Source organism: Anaerosolibacter carboniphilus (assembly GCF_014205875.1).
In the GTDB taxonomy this organism is placed as follows: domain Bacteria; phylum Bacillota; class Clostridia; order Peptostreptococcales; family Thermotaleaceae; genus Anaerosolibacter; species Anaerosolibacter carboniphilus.
In genome coordinates this window covers 52370-69427 of the sequence record NZ_JACHEN010000024.1, presented here as the reverse complement: position 1 = coordinate 69427, position 17058 = coordinate 52370, and the positions used below count along the sequence as shown (strand labels likewise).

The 17058-nt window shown below is 37.8% G+C and carries 25 protein-coding genes; all 25 read right to left on the bottom strand.

The annotated features are described in order from the left end of the window. Positions 1-208 precede the first annotated feature (208 nt). The 25 genes from HNQ80_RS17710 to HNQ80_RS17590 all read right to left on the bottom strand — a co-directional run bounded on the left by HNQ80_RS17710 (position 209) and on the right by HNQ80_RS17590 (position 16967). Positions 209-553, bottom strand: coding sequence for a hypothetical protein (locus tag HNQ80_RS17710; RefSeq protein ID WP_184312006.1), 345 nt, complete (start codon positions 551-553; stop codon positions 209-211). A gap of 2 nt (positions 554-555) precedes the next feature. After that, positions 556-1281 carry an N-acetylmuramoyl-L-alanine amidase family protein gene (locus tag HNQ80_RS17705; RefSeq protein WP_184312005.1) on the bottom strand — a complete coding sequence of 242 codons (726 nt, stop codon included), beginning with the start codon at positions 1279-1281 and terminating at the stop codon, positions 556-558. A gap of 12 nt (positions 1282-1293) precedes the next feature. Then, entirely contained in the window at positions 1294-1548 is a 255-nt protein-coding gene (locus HNQ80_RS17700; protein ID WP_184312004.1) for a hemolysin XhlA family protein, read from the bottom strand. A gap of 278 nt (positions 1549-1826) precedes the next feature. Continuing rightward, entirely contained in the window at positions 1827-2528 is a 702-nt protein-coding gene (locus HNQ80_RS17695; RefSeq protein WP_184312003.1) for a S8 family serine peptidase, read from the bottom strand. After that, entirely contained in the window at positions 2515-2697 is a 183-nt protein-coding gene (locus HNQ80_RS17690; RefSeq protein WP_184312002.1) for a hypothetical protein, read from the bottom strand. The genes HNQ80_RS17695 and HNQ80_RS17690 overlap by 14 nt, the downstream gene beginning before the upstream one ends. Positions 2698-2710: 13 nt before the next feature. Further along, positions 2711-3094 (bottom strand): hypothetical protein, encoded by a 384-nt coding sequence (locus tag HNQ80_RS17685; protein WP_184312001.1) that lies wholly within the window; start codon positions 3092-3094, stop codon positions 2711-2713. Continuing rightward, complete coding sequence (locus HNQ80_RS17680) at positions 3094-4389, bottom strand: tail fiber protein (RefSeq protein ID WP_243183370.1); 1296 nt, start codon at positions 4387-4389, stop codon at positions 3094-3096. Before HNQ80_RS17680 ends, HNQ80_RS17685 begins: the two co-directional genes overlap by 1 nt. Before the next feature lie 2 nt (positions 4390-4391). Beyond that, positions 4392-4946 carry a YmfQ family protein gene (locus HNQ80_RS17675; RefSeq protein WP_243183368.1) on the bottom strand — a complete coding sequence of 185 codons (555 nt, stop codon included), beginning with the start codon at positions 4944-4946 and terminating at the stop codon, positions 4392-4394. Continuing rightward, a complete protein-coding gene (locus HNQ80_RS17670; RefSeq protein WP_184312000.1) occupies positions 4939-6033 on the bottom strand; it encodes a baseplate J/gp47 family protein in 1095 nt (364 codons plus the stop codon). The genes HNQ80_RS17675 and HNQ80_RS17670 overlap by 8 nt, the downstream gene beginning before the upstream one ends. After that, a complete protein-coding gene (locus HNQ80_RS17665; RefSeq protein WP_184311999.1) occupies positions 6033-6536 on the bottom strand; it encodes a DUF2634 domain-containing protein in 504 nt (167 codons plus the stop codon). Before HNQ80_RS17665 ends, HNQ80_RS17670 begins: the two co-directional genes overlap by 1 nt. Further along, positions 6536-6970: a DUF2577 domain-containing protein gene (locus HNQ80_RS17660; RefSeq protein WP_184311998.1), complete on the bottom strand. Its 435-nt coding sequence runs from the start codon at positions 6968-6970 to the stop codon at positions 6536-6538. The genes HNQ80_RS17665 and HNQ80_RS17660 overlap by 1 nt, the downstream gene beginning before the upstream one ends. Continuing rightward, entirely contained in the window at positions 6970-7938 is a 969-nt protein-coding gene (locus HNQ80_RS17655; RefSeq protein WP_184311997.1) for an XkdQ/YqbQ family protein, read from the bottom strand. The genes HNQ80_RS17660 and HNQ80_RS17655 overlap by 1 nt, the downstream gene beginning before the upstream one ends. Positions 7939-7943: 5 nt before the next feature. Beyond that, positions 7944-8363: a hypothetical protein gene (locus HNQ80_RS17650; protein WP_184311996.1), complete on the bottom strand. Its 420-nt coding sequence runs from the start codon at positions 8361-8363 to the stop codon at positions 7944-7946. 14 nt (positions 8364-8377) lie between these two features. After that, positions 8378-9850 carry a hypothetical protein gene (locus tag HNQ80_RS17645; protein WP_184311995.1) on the bottom strand — a complete coding sequence of 491 codons (1473 nt, stop codon included), beginning with the start codon at positions 9848-9850 and terminating at the stop codon, positions 8378-8380. A gap of 35 nt (positions 9851-9885) precedes the next feature. Continuing rightward, a complete protein-coding gene (locus HNQ80_RS17640; protein ID WP_184312033.1) occupies positions 9886-10032 on the bottom strand; it encodes a hypothetical protein in 147 nt (48 codons plus the stop codon). 23 nt (positions 10033-10055) lie between these two features. After that, positions 10056-10451 (bottom strand): phage tail assembly chaperone, encoded by a 396-nt coding sequence (locus HNQ80_RS17635; protein WP_184311994.1) that lies wholly within the window; start codon positions 10449-10451, stop codon positions 10056-10058. A gap of 10 nt (positions 10452-10461) precedes the next feature. Further along, positions 10462-10908: a phage tail tube protein gene (locus tag HNQ80_RS17630; RefSeq protein ID WP_184311993.1), complete on the bottom strand. Its 447-nt coding sequence runs from the start codon at positions 10906-10908 to the stop codon at positions 10462-10464. Positions 10909-10924: 16 nt separating this feature from the next. Then, positions 10925-11983: a phage tail sheath C-terminal domain-containing protein gene (locus tag HNQ80_RS17625; RefSeq protein ID WP_184311992.1), complete on the bottom strand. Its 1059-nt coding sequence runs from the start codon at positions 11981-11983 to the stop codon at positions 10925-10927. Between the two features lie 3 nt (positions 11984-11986). Continuing rightward, positions 11987-12424 carry a phage tail terminator family protein gene (locus tag HNQ80_RS17620; RefSeq protein WP_184311991.1) on the bottom strand — a complete coding sequence of 146 codons (438 nt, stop codon included), beginning with the start codon at positions 12422-12424 and terminating at the stop codon, positions 11987-11989. 37 nt (positions 12425-12461) lie between these two features. Next, on the bottom strand, positions 12462-12992 hold the full coding sequence (locus tag HNQ80_RS17615; protein WP_184311990.1) for a phage scaffolding protein: 531 nt from the start codon (positions 12990-12992) through the stop codon (positions 12462-12464). Between the two features lie 140 nt (positions 12993-13132). After that, positions 13133-13273 carry a hypothetical protein gene (locus HNQ80_RS17610; RefSeq protein ID WP_184311989.1) on the bottom strand — a complete coding sequence of 47 codons (141 nt, stop codon included), beginning with the start codon at positions 13271-13273 and terminating at the stop codon, positions 13133-13135. Between the two features lies 1 nt (position 13274). Next, positions 13275-13643 carry a hypothetical protein gene (locus HNQ80_RS17605; RefSeq protein ID WP_184311988.1) on the bottom strand — a complete coding sequence of 123 codons (369 nt, stop codon included), beginning with the start codon at positions 13641-13643 and terminating at the stop codon, positions 13275-13277. An 11-nt stretch (positions 13644-13654) separates the two neighbouring features. Further along, on the bottom strand, positions 13655-15334 hold the full coding sequence (locus HNQ80_RS17600; protein WP_184311987.1) for a hypothetical protein: 1680 nt from the start codon (positions 15332-15334) through the stop codon (positions 13655-13657). 39 nt (positions 15335-15373) lie between these two features. Then, the gene (locus HNQ80_RS17595) at positions 15374-15907 is read right to left on the bottom strand and encodes a putative phage tail protein (RefSeq protein ID WP_184311986.1); all 534 of its coding nucleotides are present in this window, start codon (positions 15905-15907) and stop codon (positions 15374-15376) included. Continuing rightward, positions 15897-16967 carry a baseplate J/gp47 family protein gene (locus HNQ80_RS17590; RefSeq protein ID WP_330602934.1) on the bottom strand — a complete coding sequence of 357 codons (1071 nt, stop codon included), beginning with the start codon at positions 16965-16967 and terminating at the stop codon, positions 15897-15899. The genes HNQ80_RS17595 and HNQ80_RS17590 overlap by 11 nt, the downstream gene beginning before the upstream one ends. Positions 16968-17058 lie beyond the last annotated feature (91 nt).

Sequence of the window (17058 nt, the reverse complement as noted above, 5' to 3'; positions counted from 1 at the left end):
ATCGCTTTCTTTTAGGGTTAACTTTATTATAGAGTAAAATTCTTAATAGAAATCTAGGATATTTCTTAATTTTTTCTTAAAATCTTTTTTATTTGATAATTTATTAACGAAATAGCTATGAACCTGTAGTTTGTCTACAAAAAATAAAAAACTCTGCTTCCCTTAAAAATAAAGGGAAGCAGAGTTGAAAAGTTATTTGATCCTTCAGCTAAGCTTCATTTTTAAATTCTGTTTCATATCCCAGCAGATTTTTACCCTGGGCCAGATACTCTTTTAAGTACACCACAGCCTCTTCAATCATCCTATCCAACGTTTTTTCTGAAAGAAACCATCTGACTACAGTAGGTAATACATCATACAGCCTTTCCACCACCATGGCATACTTTAGTTCGCCCGTACCGCTGCCTAGCTGTTTTTCAGCCTGTATTACCAAAGCAAGGACGATTCTTCTTATCCTATCCTCTCTATTGGTATGGCATAAATACCATAGTGCTAATATACCTGACAGCAAAAGAATCAGAGACAACCAGTTCTCCTTTAATAGCTCTAGCATCGTCATTCTCCTTTCAAATTCTCATGCAGCTTCTTCATCAGCAAGGTAACCGCCCAAACAGGCATAGGTTCATCAATCTTTTTCTTCCAGCCCTCTGGATCATTCAGAATCCCATTTGCCTCCAGGTATTCGATTCCTTCATATTTCCATGCATCATGATTTACTTCCTTAGTCTTTACATATCCATGCCCAATATGGGTACAGAAGGCCATGATAACCGCCTCTGCGTAATCTTTCCAATTGTTTAATAGCCTTTTCACATCCTTTTCATTATCTGCAAAGCCATACTCTACGATCACCGTTTCAACAGACCCAGTCTCTCTATGCATGAAATAATAGTCCTTTAAGGGGTTAGAAGGGAGGGTCCTGGTAAACACCCTCCTTTTCACCTGCCCTGCCTTGCCCATAGCATCTAAAATCCTATTCGCCAATTTTCCATCACCATAAATGCTGTAGATCACCTCTGCACCCTCGCCACCACCAGCATTGATATGATTGGATATACAATACCTGGCCCCGGAATCCCTGACAAGTTGGGTTCTTTGGTTCGACTGTAAGGTCATATCACAATCCCTCGTTAGCAATACAGGTAAGCCTAGCTCTTGAAATCGCTCATATTGATAGAGCGATATAATCAGAGCCAGGTCTTTCTCCTTCCAATAACGATTTGTACCTCCACCCGGATCCGTTCCGCCATGACCCGGATCAATCATTAAAATAGGTTTCATTTCTTTCCCCTCCTATTTAAAAAGCAGCTGTTGTACTGCATAAAAAAAGAACCCCAGCAAACTCGTTGCAAAAAGTCCCATAAACCATTTGATCGTCGTCACCAAATCTTTGACCTGCTCACATAGATTCTGAATCTGAACCTTATACTCCCGACTATCTTCCGAAAGATTATCCAACTGGTCAGAATGCTTGTTTAACCGTTTTTCATGGAGATTCAATCGCTCTTCTATCTGTTTGTGCCGTTCCTTGCAAAGTGCTTCATTCATGTCTAGCCTCCTGTTGTAGTAAATATAACACCTTAAGTTGCTTTAATTTATGGTTTTAAAAAAATTCCTTGTTGGTATTTGATAATATTATAGATGCGCATTTGTATTAAAATACCGTGCAAAAATCAAATCTAAATTTAAAGAGTTCTTTTAAAAAAGCATCTGTCATCCTGAGCATTAGCGAAGGATCTTTTAGGTGAGATTCTTCGCTGCACTCAGAATGACAATTACGTATTTTTGCTTTTTCAAAACAATACAATACTTTAATAGAGCCTAGTTTATACAAAATGTCCTTCATCATAGAACACCAACTCATCTGGATACTCAGTTCTGAGCAATTTTTTAATATTTGTAGTATGAACATCGTTTCTTTTTTCTAAAAGCCTAGCAACTAGCCCCGTCACTATAGCCGCAGCTTGACTTGTTCCCGACAGTGTCATATATCTATTTCCCAGCCAAGTAGATTCTATATTTTCGCCGCAGGCCGCCACATCAATTCCCTCTCCCGCATATCCGAAAGCAGATAGATTTTTGTTTCTGTCTATAGAAGTAACACCTATGACTTCAGGATATTTTGCTGGATAACATACCGTCTTCTGATTGTTGTCACCTGCAGCTACGATAATAATGCCTTGAGCATGTGCGCACTGAATGAGTTCATGGGTAGGTTCTGGAGGAATTTCTGGATTCGCTGCTGAGATATTGATAATGTCTACTTTATTTTCAATACACCATGCCAGCGCCCTTATAAAATCATAATCATCACCACTATTTCTTTCATCAAGAACTTTAGCAACATAGAGCGAAGATTGCGAGGAAGTTTTATGAATAATACCAGCCATATGGGTTCCATGACCAGTACAATCTCCATAGATATTCATCGGGCCGATAAAGTTTTGCTTAATAGCAAATACATTTTCAGGGATATCTGCATGAGAGCATATCCCTGAATCTACAATAGCAATTTTACACTGTTTCATATTCTACTTTCTTAATAAGATATTCTTGTTGAAGTTTTTCAACTTCAGAAGTATCTCCTAACAATTGTGCTTCTTTGATTCTCTTAAGAAATTCTTTTTTTATCTCTTCTAAAGAAGGCTTAACAACAATTGTTTTCTTATTTATTTTTTTTACAAATACATCTTTCATGATAAGATTCCTCCTATATTACCTGTAAAGTAATAGCACCCATTCTGTTTTTAGAGTCCATGAACACTATCGTATATTCTCCAGCAACTTCAAATGCAATATTCATTTGCTTTTCAGTGCTAAATTCATTTAAAGAGCTATTATTTATGTGATAATAAAATACATTTCTTGGTTCTGTGATATTGGTGTAAACCAAATTTTCTGTTCCATCTATAGAAATTGAAACTGGCTGTAACTCTAAAGTAGTCTGTTCGTTCATAACAAGTTTTGTTTTAGGAGCTATAATTTGTATTTTTTCTTTGAAAGACATTAAATTTTCTGTAGAGAATCCGTTGTCATAATACTCTATAGAATATAAACAATCATTTGTAATTTTATATTCTTTTTTTGTTATCACTATAATGTACCTCCTATACTATAATATAAGTTCTTTGCTGATACACTTGAATTATTACCAGCTTTATATTGAATTGATAAACTAGAATTAACTTTGGGTCTGTAATTAAACACAAAAGTTTTATTTTGTGAAGAAGCAATCATCGAAGATCCTGGCCAACTGCTAATAGGTGTTAGTATATTATAATGAATACTAGAGAGATATCCAATCGAAGTACTACCTGATGATCCTGCAACTCTAGCAGGAATTTTTGAAATAACTGCACCGTAATTGTCCATCCAAGAGTTCAATATTGCATATGAAGACATAAATTCAAAACTAATTGAACCTTGTAACTGACAATATGCTACTACAGATCCGTCAATAATAACTTTGAATTCTGTAGGCCCTAGGCCAGTATCCATAGCAAATCTTAAAATATCTAGGTTAAAAGAGCCGTTAATAGTAAACCATGTGGTAAATGTTGTCTGAGTAGAAGCACCAGAGAGAATTGTAATAGCATTTGCTGTAGGGTAAGGCATCGGAGTAAATGAACCATCATTATTAGTTGCTGCCAATAATTGAGTAGCTGTATAACCGCCTACTGATCCTGCATTAATTGAAGACTCATTACCTTTATGAAGTGCTTGATTCCCATTTATTCGTACTTCTCCTCCAAATGGATTAAGTTCTAATATGCCAGTTGCACTTGCATACGCTGTACTACTGTGTCCTGATTGTATTCCAAATCGTCTTGCGTTAGTGGTTCCATCACCTATAATAAATAAACCATTATTATTATTTGTAGCTCCAAATATTCTTTTATTTACATAATTATTTTCATCATTATTAACTGCATTCGCCCATCCTGTTAAATTCCTGTTAATATTATCACCAGTTTTAGATATTTTTTCGTTAGCCAAATCATAAGCAGTCTTAACAGCATTGGCTGTAGCTGCTTGCGTAGTTGATGTACTGGTGACGGTATTATTCAGTTGTACATGTCCTTTCCCTGTAGTTGAGGCATTTTCAGCCAAATGTAACGTAACATCACTATTCAACTGCTCTAGAGATTTTGTTGGCCCATCCCACCAATTCGCTTTCCCTGTAATTGATTTCATTCTATTGGTAAAATAACTTACCCAATCCACCATTTTAAAAGGACCATTTGAAGATGGTACTTTTGCGGGATCTGCTTGTGGTGTTAAAGCAGCATCAATGATACTGTTATCTTCAACAAAATCCTGTCTTTTTACATATTCATTACCTTGCCATTGATTTAATCCATAATTTGTTGTTTTGTTCTGACTAGGCATGTTTACACCTCCTTATAGCATTCAAGTTGTTCCCATGTCAGATTTAATGCATCCCACTGATCCCATGTTTTATTTTCATTATCAAATTCATCCCATATCAAATACCTATAATAATATTCATCTACCAAATGGGCGGGCTTGATCTCTTTGATGGCTTTCTTTAGATCATCAATATTAGATGGGATGCCTCTGATACTGACAAATCGAATGGTAAAGCTATAATTCTCAGGGTTTTCTACCACTTCTACTTCCCCATTGGTAAAGGATTCCGCAACGTTTTTGATTAGCTTTACGGTAATCGTTCCTGAACCTCTGATCTTGCTCTTGATTGCCGAGCGTCTATGTTCTATAGGCTTTGAATGGTTGATGGGAATCCCTAGTTCCCGTTCCCATCTCTCCAAGGTATAGGTAGCAGCATCAACATAAAACTGATTTAACACCTCTTCCAGCTTGTTTTTGAAATCATGGAGTTCTTTCTCTTCCATATTGGTTAGGTTTGCGATGACCTTACTGGTTCGATAGTAGCTGGGCATATGCTTTAACAGTGAATTACTCAAAGGTGATCCCTCCTAATACTGGAACTTGATCATCCTTGATCGATATATTTTCCATGCCCCATCTAATGGTTGAGGTGGATTCATCTACGAATCCTATAGTTAAATTGGAATATTCCAAGACGCCTTCAGCTTCTAATAGGAGACTTCCCAAGATGGCATAGCTCACATAAGGTTTCTGAAAGGCAATGCTTCGGAAATATTCTTTCATTTTTTGTTCCATATTTGCCTTTCCTTCCTCCTGTGTATAGTTTCCATCCACTACAAAGGAAGCTTTGATGTGAATCTTTACTTCTTTTGCACTTTCAACAATCAGTTTTGCCCCTATGGGTCGTAGTTCTTCGATATAATCAAACACCTTATCCACAAGCTCTGGTTCTGCTCCTGTTCTATCACTGTCTATGATGACCACCTTTACGGTTCCTGGCGGCGTCTCAGGCACCGCTGCCAGTAGCTCCTCATAGGAAAGCACCTTTGCATCCCCTACGTCTGGGTACTCCTTTGCCCAGTTTTTATAGTGATACCTATTCCCACTGGTGGCCGGCGTCCTAACCTTGTCAAAATACCGCTGCCTCAGCTCCTCATCACTTTCTCCCGGAAATCCGTTTGTCACCGGATTTCCATTGGTAACGCTGGTAAGCCCTGTTAATGTAAGGGGAAAAGATTTGATGGCGCCTTTTGGGACATTGCCTGCGCTCCCATATTCTTCGCATTCTACCATCACATTTACCTGTCCTGTGGCATCGATTGTTTTTGTTTCCTTACAAATAAAAGTAGCCGTATCACTGGCTACCTTATCCCCTATATTGACAATCGCTCCCTCAGATCCGGTGATTGTAACGACAGTTGTTGCTTTGGTAGGTTTTTTCCTGTATACACCTTGTTCTGCCGCCTTTTTATCCAGCCATTCTCCCATGGCTGTTTCTGCAAATCCCTTATCCAGAATTTCTCCCAGTTGCTGATATGCTGCTTCTAACTCAACAGCTACGGGTTTCACTGCATCATAAAAAAAAGACCCCTCACTGGTGTCATATTCCTCCGGTATACCGGATAACATTCTATTTTGTATCGTTGATCGATCTTCTAGCATTAAAAAATCACCTCCTGATTGAAAGTATTTCCTTCTACAAGATTGACAGTAAATTCAACTATTACCCTAGCACCATCCCTTGTTGTTTGAAGGTTGGATATACTCTTAATCCTCGGATGCTTTTCTAGTGCAGATTTGATTTCTCGCTTCAATTCACTTTCTACAAAATCTATAGGCAAAGTTTGTCCCATCAGATCTTCTAATCCAGCCCCATAATCTGTATCATCGTAAATCTTGTACTTAGATTTTTCTGTTTTTAGTACTTTGATAATCCATATCTTCAATGCTTCCATTCCATCCACTCTGATTAATCTTCCATCTTTTAATAAGAAATCTCCCTCTTTAACCTTTTCTTCAATTTCCTCTTCTTTAAATCCCCACTTAGCATAATCCTCTTTCTCAAAGTTATCTTTATTAAAGATAAAAAGGAATGACTTTCCTAGCTCCACTTGTTCTTCCTGAGTATCTACATGAAATTCTAGTTGTGCAATTTCAGGCAACATTACAATTTCACCGCCTTGTCTATAAGATAATATTTCTGATTGTCGCTGGATGGTATAAGGATCACTTGATCCCCAACTTTTAACGTGTCTGTATATTTTAATGTACCTTCTGATTTCATCGTGCTGCTCTGGGGTATGGAAAGGCCAGTAATGGTATAATTTTTTGGAGGAGGACTCCCCGTCAAATGAAAGTCTATATCCCCACTGTCAGAACTAAACCCAGTGCTTTTAATATTGGTTATTTCCATCTCTCTTTGATATCCGGCAAGCACGTGGGCAGAGATGATCAATTCTTCTTTATCCAGGATAATTTTTTCCCCTAGACTTACCTTGATATTGGGTAGTGGAGAAATAACTGTTCCCGTTTGGGGTCCCATATAGATGACATTTTCTCGTTCTTTAAACAGCATCGCCAATTCAGATATCGCATCCATCAGATCACCCCCAATCCCAATGCCATTCGATGAATACCGTTTCTAAGGGTATGGGTAACATCCTTCACCAGATATTTCCCTTTCATCCCAGTGATGGGTTCTTCCAGCTCAATGGTTCGTCCTGCCCTTATCTGGTCATCGCCGAGCATCTCCAGGGAATTTTCTTCAAACACCTTCCCCAGGTCCTCCAACATTTTTTTAGCTATATTTTTTGCCTGCACCCTATCCTTATTACTTATCTCAACAAACTCCTGCAACAGTCCATACTTACTGATTAATTCATTATTCGGCAATTTTTCGATTATCTGATCATTCAATAGTATGCCTATGCTGTTTTTCATCTCCTCGATGGATCGCTTTCGGGAAGGATTGGAGATGGAATGCACTACATCATAAGGAGCTATATTCTCAGCCAATTTAAAGGTGGCCTTGATCAGCAATTCCTCCTGTTTTTCGATGTGGAGCTTTCCCCCTCGCATTTCCATCCTGTATGTTTGTCCTGTCTCTTTCTTCTCCATATCCATAATATCTCTGATAATATCACTGACTGGCTGATTGACGTATATCTTTTTGATCACAGTACTTAATGGTCCGATGTTCCCAATCGGTACTTTAAAATCATTCAAGATCATCTCTATGGCTTTCTTAGCAGACACCTTGTTGAACTGATAGACTGCCTTGCTTTTGTTGAGATAGAAAGCGTAGTCAAAACAGGTGTAATGTATGGGCTGTCTGCCATTCTTCTGTTCTGAAATAACAATGCCCCTAAAGATTTCTTCCTGATTCACTAGACAAACGGCATTTCCAATATCCACTGGGTTCTTAGGAAAATATTTGGCATCATTAAAAGCAATATCAAAATCCAGCTGATCCCCCAGTTCGTTGATATTGCTTCGCCATTGAATATCCCCTATCAAAGGGGTAATATCCGTTTCAACGTTATTAGAAATATTGAGTATTCGATGCATATATATTACACCTGCCTTTGGTTCAGTTCTATGAACTTGAACTCACTCAGTGTAAGGGTATAATAGATATCCCCAGAGCCATCCTGCAATCCATATTCAAAGGAATCAATGGTGCAGGCCATATTAATGGGCGTTTTCGTAATCACAAGCCTGATAGGTATCCTTTTGGTCTTCCATCCCTCGATAAGATTTACATATTCCCATCCTTTGTATTCTCTGTCCTTGAGGAAGGAATAGTCCTTGGAAGGAAAAAAGGATTGGAGAGATATGGATTTTAGGGTTTCCATGCCAATCAGCTTGATTTCTCCTTGGCTGATGGTATCGTAGGTATCGTTTTTCATACCAGACTGTATTTTGAATTCTGATGGAAGCACGGGCAGCTTGATTACCTGTTCCCGGTTGTTAATTGAAAGATATATATCCATGATTCATCCCTCCTTTACAAAGCTGCTAATGACATATTTGACAATGATTCCTTAAGCCTAGGTACTATCTCTCGTATTAATTCTTCACTTGTCTTTGTTTTGATTGGTCCAATAGCACTTGTATCCTTTGTATTTGCATTGGAATTCTTATTATAGGTATAATTTTTTCTGTCGAGATCATATAAAGGAATCCGTTTATTTAATGCCCTTACATTACTATTTGTTTCTACGGTTAAAGCTTTTTTAAATACTTCTTTAACTCCTTGTTTGGCAGTATTCGTAATACTTGAAATCATACTCTTTGTGTAATTTCCAATGGTTGTTATCGAACTACTTATTTTTTCTTTATTTTTTTCTCCTATGCTATCGAACAATGCTTTTCCAGCAGAAATACCTAGAGATGCAGGTGTAAATTTTCTTGTAAGATTTTCAATCGCCTGTAGCTTTTCTAAACTGCCTTTTGAATTTTTAAAATCTTGTATCTCTGCCATTGGGCTAGCATGCTTTAAAAAGCTTTTAGAGAAATTTGCCATTGAATCTTTTATATGCACTGCAAATTTGCCAATGTCTTCTCTCGCATCACTGGATAAGCCATCATATATCGCAGGTAGAACTGTATTGGCCAACGAGGTAATAGGGGATAAAGGAGTAAAATCTCCCACAAGATCTATTCCTGCTAAAACCTTTTTAAATGCGCTTTCGTTTGGATCCATTATTGTATGCATATTAGCTACTATACTCAATGGTCCCAAAGCATTGCCTATGATTTTTAATTTGGGTAGTAGTTTACCAACACGCGTTGTATCATCAACGAGATTTAATGATTTGCTTACTTTTTTAAGATTAAAACCATCCATTATGTTTTTAGGCTTAAAACTATCTATTTTGCTATGAAAAGCATTGCTCCAAGCTTCTTTTTTGAATGCCCCTTTTGCTACTAATTTAAATTGACCTAGTACCCCTCCTTTTTCAATAACTTTAAGTTGATCTCGCTGATCATGAATATCCGTAATTCCTTTCGTCAAGTTTTTATTTTCTGATATAATTGATGAAACAATATCTTTTGCTTCTTTTATATTATTTACTATTCTCCTTTTTTGGGTTTTCTTTGCTGATGATAATAGTCTCCTAACATCAAATTTGTTAACTTGAGACTGCATTTGTTTTATTTTTTTAAAAATCTTTGTTACTTCACCTTCGTTTTCGACGATCTGCCTTAACTTTAATTTTTCTTCTGCCTTTCCATAGTTATCTATTAGTACTTTTTGAAACGTATAATTAGCATAGTTCGAATGTGCAATGACATTTTTAGTTCTATTTATTGCAGTCTTCTTTTGATTTACTTCTCCCCCTTTTATCTGCGGGCCATACATGATGTTTAGCATCCTTTTAGCAGAAAAGAATACTGTTTCGGCATTATTTGTAAAAGAAAATAACTCCTTTTGGCGTTCTTTATCTTTATCATCAGTTATAGTACTATTTTTCATTTCCTCACCACACTTTATTTAAAAATTATACCAGCCTAAAAGGCTGGCATATCATCAAAATTGGCTTTTAATTCTTCCATTTCTCTGTCATAGAAAGCCATCAATACCAATAGCTCTCCTTTTCTCATGTTGTAAAACACAGACGGAACGATTCCTTTGGTTTTCCAATAGTAATACATCATTTGAACAAAGCCGTCTGTGTTTATTAGTTTTTTATTTCTTCAACTACATTCTCATCAAATCCACTGATCTCGCCTACTAAATTGTATAAATTTACAATCTCACCAGGCAGTAATAACTTTTTCACCAGATCTTTAGGGGTATATACACCAAACTTATCCATTAATTCTTTAGACTTGAAATTAGGGCTTTTTATACCTTCAACGATGGTCATAAGCTGTAGTTCTGAAAGATTCATTTTTTCGGCTTCATAATCCAAGCACATTTCCTGAATTTCATTCATTTTATCCGGTGTTAAAGCTTCTAATGTAAAGATTACTGGATTTCCCGCAGATGCTGATAATCTTTTAATCTCAACATCTCTAGTCGGCTTCTTAAGCTTTGAAAGATCCATCTGTAATAATAAATCTAATGTATTCATAATCTTCCTCCTATTCTGGCTTAATTAAATCAACAAAATCATAATCTGTAAATGTGAAAGGACATTCCACCTTACCTAGTGCCTTTGCTTCAAAATCAATTAATGTTAGATCATCAAAGCTAACATTTTTGAGCGCAATTCTTTCTGCTTGAGCATTATCGGTGTCTGGATCTGCTAATTTAGATACAATTGTGAGTCTGATATCCCTTCCCTTTTTAATAGCTTCTCCTAATTTAATCGCCATCCTTGAATTCACTTTATGCAGCTTTAAAGTTCCTTTTCCTTCCCAGCCCGTTATTTTTGTTTCTTTCGCCAGTACACCGCACATATTCACATCTTCTTTTTTCAACTCAATTTTTGCACTTAATGCAGTCAATTCACTGACTTTTTCTCCATCCAGCCAAATTTCTCCCCACGTACCGTTAATCACTCTATATCCTGGTATTTTATTTGCCATATTCTTTCCCTCCTATTTACATGTAAATTTGCATTTGTAAATCTTCCATCGCGTCTAAGAATTTCACGTTGGCCTTTGCAAACACCTTTGAATCTGTATTGTATTCTTTGAGTTCCTGTTCCTTCAATGACTCCACATCTACCCCTCTTGCCATAAGGTATAGCTTTTGTGATTCTACGTCAATCTCTGCCTTATTGGTGAAAGCAGGATCTAATACATCAATTCTCTCTAGCTCTCCAAAATATGCATTAACTGCTGCCAAGAATAACACCTTGTTGTCATAAGAGTTGATAATCTTTCCTACATAAGCATTGTTAAAGGTATCTCGGATATCATCGTGAACAAGATCTACCGCATCTACAATCTTGATTTTCTTAAACTCCATACCTTTAGAAGCCGTTAGCGTTGTCAGTGAATTCACACCCCTACCAATTTTGATTCCTGTTCCATCGTTGACTAGGATTAGTTTTCCATCTTCAATATCTTGATTTGGATTCTCTGACTCTTGAATGCTCTTAACTTCGTTTAAGGCATAATATGTGGCGCTGCGTGTAAATGGCAGCCCTGCCATGATCCCTGCAATTCTGCATGTGTAATCACTGGCGCTATAAGTCTTTTCCCCTACCTTAATGCTCTCTGTAGCGAAATTGATGATACCCTCATGATCTGCCGTAATATTGGGCAATACAGCCTTAAATGTCTTTTTGTTGACATCTCTTTCTGTTTTGATCCATGTTGCAATGTTAGTTACATCCGCACTTTGTACACCTGGTACCGCCAAGTAATTCCACTTCTTACTCTTTAGCCTTGCAAGAGCAGCAGAATAGTCCGCAGCTGTTGTAGGAATTCTTTCCACAATAATCTTGCTTGGTGTTCCCATGAAGGTCTTATCAATATAATCTTTGTTATCTACAGTCCAATCCTCTGGACTTACCTCATCAATGGATTTGTATTCGATGGATGTGAAGGTTTTGGTATCATCCTTTAAAATCAATGCCACAATCCCTCTGGCACTTCGTTGCACTGCTGTTACTCCTTGGGTTTTAAACTCTATTAAAATCTCTGGTAATCCCATAAATTAATCCTCCTTAATTAATAATTCTTGCATATAGTCGTAATTTTGATAGTTGTATGTTTTTGTTTCATCGATGCTGTCTTCAAATTCAAGATTGAAGGCAAAATTTAAGACATTATCAATCATACTTGTTCGAATCTTATGTATGATCAATCTTCGATCTCCTGCAACCAAAACAGCTCCAATCACTTCATTCAGTTGATCTGCCATCTCCAGACTTTCCAGATAAGTCCCATTTGGTGAATAATAGCGGATCCTGATATGGATTTTTCTGGTTCGATGATATTGGTTTTCCGTGATGGTAGACAGGGGTAAAATTTGCATAAAAAAAGCAGGTCTCGTGATTTCCTGCGGTATTTCTCCTACGTATATGTGGTAGGTAGGAAATTCCGTATTTAGTTTGCTGTAAATTTCGTTTTGAATTTCAACCAGTTTTATCATATCTACTCCTTTGGTTTCTCGATTGACCTTGAAAGATTTACAGTTTTTCGATCATCCTTGTATGCATCAGACTTTCCACATAATCATGGATTTTTCCTAGATAAGACAAGGTATCTTCAGCAAATAGAAATGGTTTGCTCTCCCGCAAACTTTTCAACTGTTCTTCCAAGCCCATAATGGTACCATCCTCAAGCATTATCAAGCTCTTTTTGTCAATCAGTCTGCTGACTGCATCCATATTTTTTCCATTCATCTTGGTTGCTTGAAGATGGATCGCATTTAAGAAACACTTCTCCTTGATCTTTTCATTCTGTTGGCTCAATTTTTCATTGATCTCTTGAAGATTTTTTACAAGTTCTTCATTGTCTTGAACGATCTTCTGGATTTCTGTTAGTTTATCATTCAGAAGCTTTACTTGGTCTTTATAGGCATTCTTTTTCTGAATCACCTTGTTAAAGCGACTCTTTGGAATAAAGTTTTCATCGTCAAACATGAGCTTTCTATCCCCAGCTTTTTCTTTGACTTGATGATATATCTCCTCTCCCAATAGTCCTTTTAACTGTTCCATTAGAACTCCTCCAATCTTCTGGTTAACGTTATACGTGTCACGGCACGAAAGTACAGATTCTCAGTCTTTACTTAAAAATAGAATGATTCTGTGTAGTAATAATATCTACTAAATCACTTTTTAAATAGAGATTAAAGCTATTATTTCATTAATAATATTTCATCGTACTGCACCTCAGTAATCCAACTATAAGAAAAAATTCTGTCTAACTGATCCAGGGACATCCCTCCAATTGGATATCTTTCCTTTGCTATGGTATACCAATCAAAAGTTGTAGGCATTTTATATTCCTCCCATCTTTAATAATTCAACTTCAATTTGCAGGTCTGTGATAACCTGCGTTAGACTCTTGTTTTGAAATTTTGCCATCTCCAACTCAATCTGTACATCGGTTAAATTCTCAGTAAGCCGTAAAATTTTATCTTCTGGTGTCGTAGGTAGGTCTATTATGTAGTGCGTGAATTCCTTTGTGTCGATATCAATGTACGTTTCTACATACTGTTTTTGTACGTCATACGCCGGAACTACAGGTATTGAGTCGATTTCGATATAGTTATATCTCTCTAAATCCTCTATAGTCTCGGTGGCGTCATGATATCCTAGCACACGTCTTATATCATTGGTCGAGTTCTCTATAAAACATATAAGCATATTCGCACCTCCTAAATTTCATCATAGTAGATCTTTATTGAGTTACAGTATGCTAATTGGTAGCCGTCAAATAATACGAATACCACAGGGTGACCTGCCTTCACTGTGAGTAGTGCTGTCCTCTCTATATATCCTGGTGCCGATGCATATCCTAGGTCGACGTAAAGTCCATTTAGGTTGGCGGTCAAATATGAACCAACTGCAATGGAATCTATGAGTGGACTATATATATTCTCGTGTATCTTATGCGCACCGAACTCTACATTAGTACTAGCCCTATCATATAAAGCATATAAGAAGGCATTACCAGTACCAGTACCAGACCTTGCTATGTTCGCTTTTACCATTACCGTTCCATCGCGTTTCGGAATCCATTTGCCTATATATCTGAATGAATTGGCAGCACCATTATTATATTCAGTAGCCAATATGGTCTCTCTAACGTTATTACTCACTACATATGCACCGCTTCCCATCTGCTTCCACCCTCCCCATATTGCTGTTGATCCATCTTGACTCCATTTGGTCCTATAATACATAGGATCGGCATCATGGAACCCTTTGCCTATTTGCATCGCCCATACATTATTATGCTTTATATGTTGTACATACGCCCAATCATGCGTTGAAGGAGGTTTATCCGCCATAAATGCCCCCATATAGAAGCCTGTCTTCGTTAACCCCCCAAATGTCTGTCCAGCGGTTAGAAGTACAGCTTCGCCACTGCTTGCTAACGATAATACACCTGGCGACCCTTCATGATACATTTTAACAAATGTGGGTGTAAACGCAGTACCCGCGGTTGTTGCTATATTTCCCATATCAAAGTACATCGGTGTACCTTGTCCACCCCAATCAAATACAATACCTCTAGCCCCTAGACTCGCATGAGTATGTTTGTATTTTATTTTATTTGCGTCATTCGCATCTATATAACAATTATGACCTAGTAATACATTACCGTTACTGCCAGCACTAAACTGACCCCACCGCCCATTGGTAGGTCCTGCACCCAGAACCCGCGCATGTAATCCTGTGTTTGTTATAACATCACCTGTACCTTTGGGTGCTAGCCATAGATCAATGTTTGTATCACCACCGCTGGCTTGGATTTCTGGACCACTACCAGCTGTATTATTTTTTACTGTGATCTCATTCACAGCCGATGCTATAGCAGCAAACTTAACTAATTCGTTACCGTTCGTATCAGCTATGTATCCAGTATTTGCAAATTTAGGCGCCGTAAGGGTTTTATTTGTCAACGTCTGGGCGCTATTAGCTGTAACATTTGCACTCGGTATACTTAAAAGCTGGAAATTCGTACCGTCGTAGATTACTTGTACTATTTGGTTTGCCACAATGTCTCCAGTTTCAAGGTCAGCTGTTACATTTTTCTTTATAGCTTTAGCTCCAAGATTGTTTATATTAAGTGTTGCTGCGGTTGTATTTGCAATAGTGGCCTTAAAGCTTACGATCATCCCCGCTGTATATGCAGTAATTCCTGGAATAGTAATAATATAGGAATCACTTGCTGAGGTATTAACAGCATAACTTGTATGTATTACATTATCAGCCGAATGGGACGAGATACTACTGTCAATCACATCCATATTATAATTGGCATGATTCTCCTGATCGAAAAAATCATTTGACTCGGGCTTTTTTAAATTTAAATTGTTTGTATACTTCATTTACATCTCCCTCCAAAATATCATTCATTTGCATATTTCTTAAAAATCATGAATCTTGATCTGTCTATAGGTAAGGCTTCCCAGGCTTCCATAGGTTGATGGACTTAACTCTCCATAGGTTATGTAGACATAAATTATTTGTGTCCTTAAATGGGCTGGCTTGATTTCTTCAATGGCATTGAGCAAATCCTGCACCCCGGTCAGGGTTTCATTGACACCTAGTAGGTAGATATTGATTCCATTATTAAATACAATCAATACATCTCCTACCGCATAGGATTCGGTGATCAACTGAATCAGCTTTTTATCTACCTTCCCTATACCTCTCCATCTGGCAATGATGACGTTTCTGCGTTCCTCATGGCTTTTGTTGACATCCGTTGGGATGCCCAACTCTTGTTCATAGATGGAAAGCCCCCAAGTAGCGCTATGGATAAAGAACTGATTTTTCAAGTCCTCCACATCTATATCCCTTACCTCTACCTCTTTTGCTGCCGCATTCATGATTTCTTGAAATACCTTTGATTTTCTTTCATAAGTAGGCAAGTATGCCATCATCTCGTTATTCTTCAATGGTAATCACCCCTAAAACTGCCACTTCATCTTCTACAATGGCGATGTTTCCCGTTTGCCCGTTAATGGTCAATGCGGAAAAGTCAATGACTCCTTTGGAATCCAATACAATGCTGCCAATTCGGTTGTAGCTTATGATGTTCTCTTTAAAAGCGGTCTGCTTGATGTATTGCTCGATATTATTTTTAATATCTTCCATCCTCTCTCCATCGGTTACAGAAGTATCCTTTATTACTCTAAAAGTAATATCCAAAGGCTTCCCCTTGGCACTAACAACTGTACAGCGGGCACCGATGGGTGCTTTCCCTTCACCTAAGCCCTCACTGCCAGGATCGATGGACTGCTGGACTTTCTGTACCAATTCTTCGCTGGCTGGTTCTTTATTGGCGTCGATGATGATCACCTTGACGGTATTATCTCCTGTCCACAGGGGAATCACCTTGGCGTCTCCTACACCCGGTTCCTCCTTTGCCCAGTTTTTATAATGGTACTTATTCCCTGAGGTAATAGGAGCCTGAATCCGTTCATAGTAACGAACCAGCAGTTCTTCATCACTTTCCTCTTCGTAACCACCAGTAAAATCCTCATGATTGGTTACACCTTTAAGTCCTGTAAGGGTTTGAGGAAAATATTGAATGGTACCGGCAGGAACATTCCCAATAGGCCCATAGAATTCACATTCCACCAGTACCTCTGATAACTCTGTGCTGTCAATGGTTTTTGTTTCTTTAATAATGAAGTTAACGGTCTCACTGGCAACGATGCTGTTTTCCTGTATGATGGCTCCTGCTGTACCCCTAATGGTTACATATCCTTTGGCCTTGGCTGCAGGTTTTCTTTGGATACCAGTTCTTTCAAATATGAACTGTTCTAGTTCTTGTCCTATAAGGTTCTCAATGCTTAATTTCCCTCGGGCAGCTTCCATCCTTTGATGCACAGTCTCCAACTCAATCGCCATAGGTTTTAAAGCGTCATAAAAAAAAGACCCCTCTGACTTGTCAAATTGGCCTTGTATGTTGCCTAACATACGATTGAGTATTTTTTCTTTGCTTTCATCCACCTTTTCTTCACCTCCTAATCAGTATTATATATCGAGGATACACCGACACGTTTTGTGTCTGGTGATATCCTTGATGTCATATAGTACAATT

Bases quoted from the DNA above. Each gene is read 5' to 3' on its own strand.
- HNQ80_RS17710 (WP_184312006.1), bottom strand. From the start codon at position 553: ATGCTAGAGCTATTAAAGGAGAACTGGTTGTCTCTGATTCTTTTGCTG.
- HNQ80_RS17705 (WP_184312005.1), bottom strand. From the start codon at position 1,281: ATGAAACCTATTTTAATGATTGATCCGGGTCATGGCGGAACGGATCCG.
- HNQ80_RS17700 (WP_184312004.1), bottom strand. From the start codon at position 1,548: ATGAATGAAGCACTTTGCAAGGAACGGCACAAACAGATAGAAGAGCGA.
- HNQ80_RS17695 (WP_184312003.1), bottom strand. From the start codon at position 2,528: ATGAAACAGTGTAAAATTGCTATTGTAGATTCAGGGATATGCTCTCAT.
- HNQ80_RS17690 (WP_184312002.1), bottom strand. From the start codon at position 2,697: ATGAAAGATGTATTTGTAAAAAAAATAAATAAGAAAACAATTGTTGTT.
- HNQ80_RS17680 (WP_243183370.1), bottom strand. From the start codon at position 4,389: ATGCCTAGTCAGAACAAAACAACAAATTATGGATTAAATCAATGGCAA.
- HNQ80_RS17670 (WP_184312000.1), bottom strand. From the start codon at position 6,033: ATGCTAGAAGATCGATCAACGATACAAAATAGAATGTTATCCGGTATA.
- HNQ80_RS17665 (WP_184311999.1), bottom strand. From the start codon at position 6,536: ATGTTGCCTGAAATTGCACAACTAGAATTTCATGTAGATACTCAGGAA.
- HNQ80_RS17660 (WP_184311998.1), bottom strand. From the start codon at position 6,970: ATGGATGCGATATCTGAATTGGCGATGCTGTTTAAAGAACGAGAAAAT.
- HNQ80_RS17655 (WP_184311997.1), bottom strand. From the start codon at position 7,938: ATGCATCGAATACTCAATATTTCTAATAACGTTGAAACGGATATTACC.
- HNQ80_RS17650 (WP_184311996.1), bottom strand. From the start codon at position 8,363: ATGGATATATATCTTTCAATTAACAACCGGGAACAGGTAATCAAGCTG.
- HNQ80_RS17645 (WP_184311995.1), bottom strand. From the start codon at position 9,850: ATGAAAAATAGTACTATAACTGATGATAAAGATAAAGAACGCCAAAAG.
- HNQ80_RS17640 (WP_184312033.1), bottom strand. From the start codon at position 10,032: ATGATGTATTACTATTGGAAAACCAAAGGAATCGTTCCGTCTGTGTTT.
- HNQ80_RS17635 (WP_184311994.1), bottom strand. From the start codon at position 10,451: ATGAATACATTAGATTTATTATTACAGATGGATCTTTCAAAGCTTAAG.
- HNQ80_RS17630 (WP_184311993.1), bottom strand. From the start codon at position 10,908: ATGGCAAATAAAATACCAGGATATAGAGTGATTAACGGTACGTGGGGA.
- HNQ80_RS17625 (WP_184311992.1), bottom strand. From the start codon at position 11,983: ATGGGATTACCAGAGATTTTAATAGAGTTTAAAACCCAAGGAGTAACA.
- HNQ80_RS17620 (WP_184311991.1), bottom strand. From the start codon at position 12,424: ATGATAAAACTGGTTGAAATTCAAAACGAAATTTACAGCAAACTAAAT.
- HNQ80_RS17615 (WP_184311990.1), bottom strand. From the start codon at position 12,992: ATGGAACAGTTAAAAGGACTATTGGGAGAGGAGATATATCATCAAGTC.
- HNQ80_RS17610 (WP_184311989.1), bottom strand. From the start codon at position 13,273: ATGCCTACAACTTTTGATTGGTATACCATAGCAAAGGAAAGATATCCA.
- HNQ80_RS17605 (WP_184311988.1), bottom strand. From the start codon at position 13,643: ATGCTTATATGTTTTATAGAGAACTCGACCAATGATATAAGACGTGTG.
- HNQ80_RS17600 (WP_184311987.1), bottom strand. From the start codon at position 15,334: ATGAAGTATACAAACAATTTAAATTTAAAAAAGCCCGAGTCAAATGAT.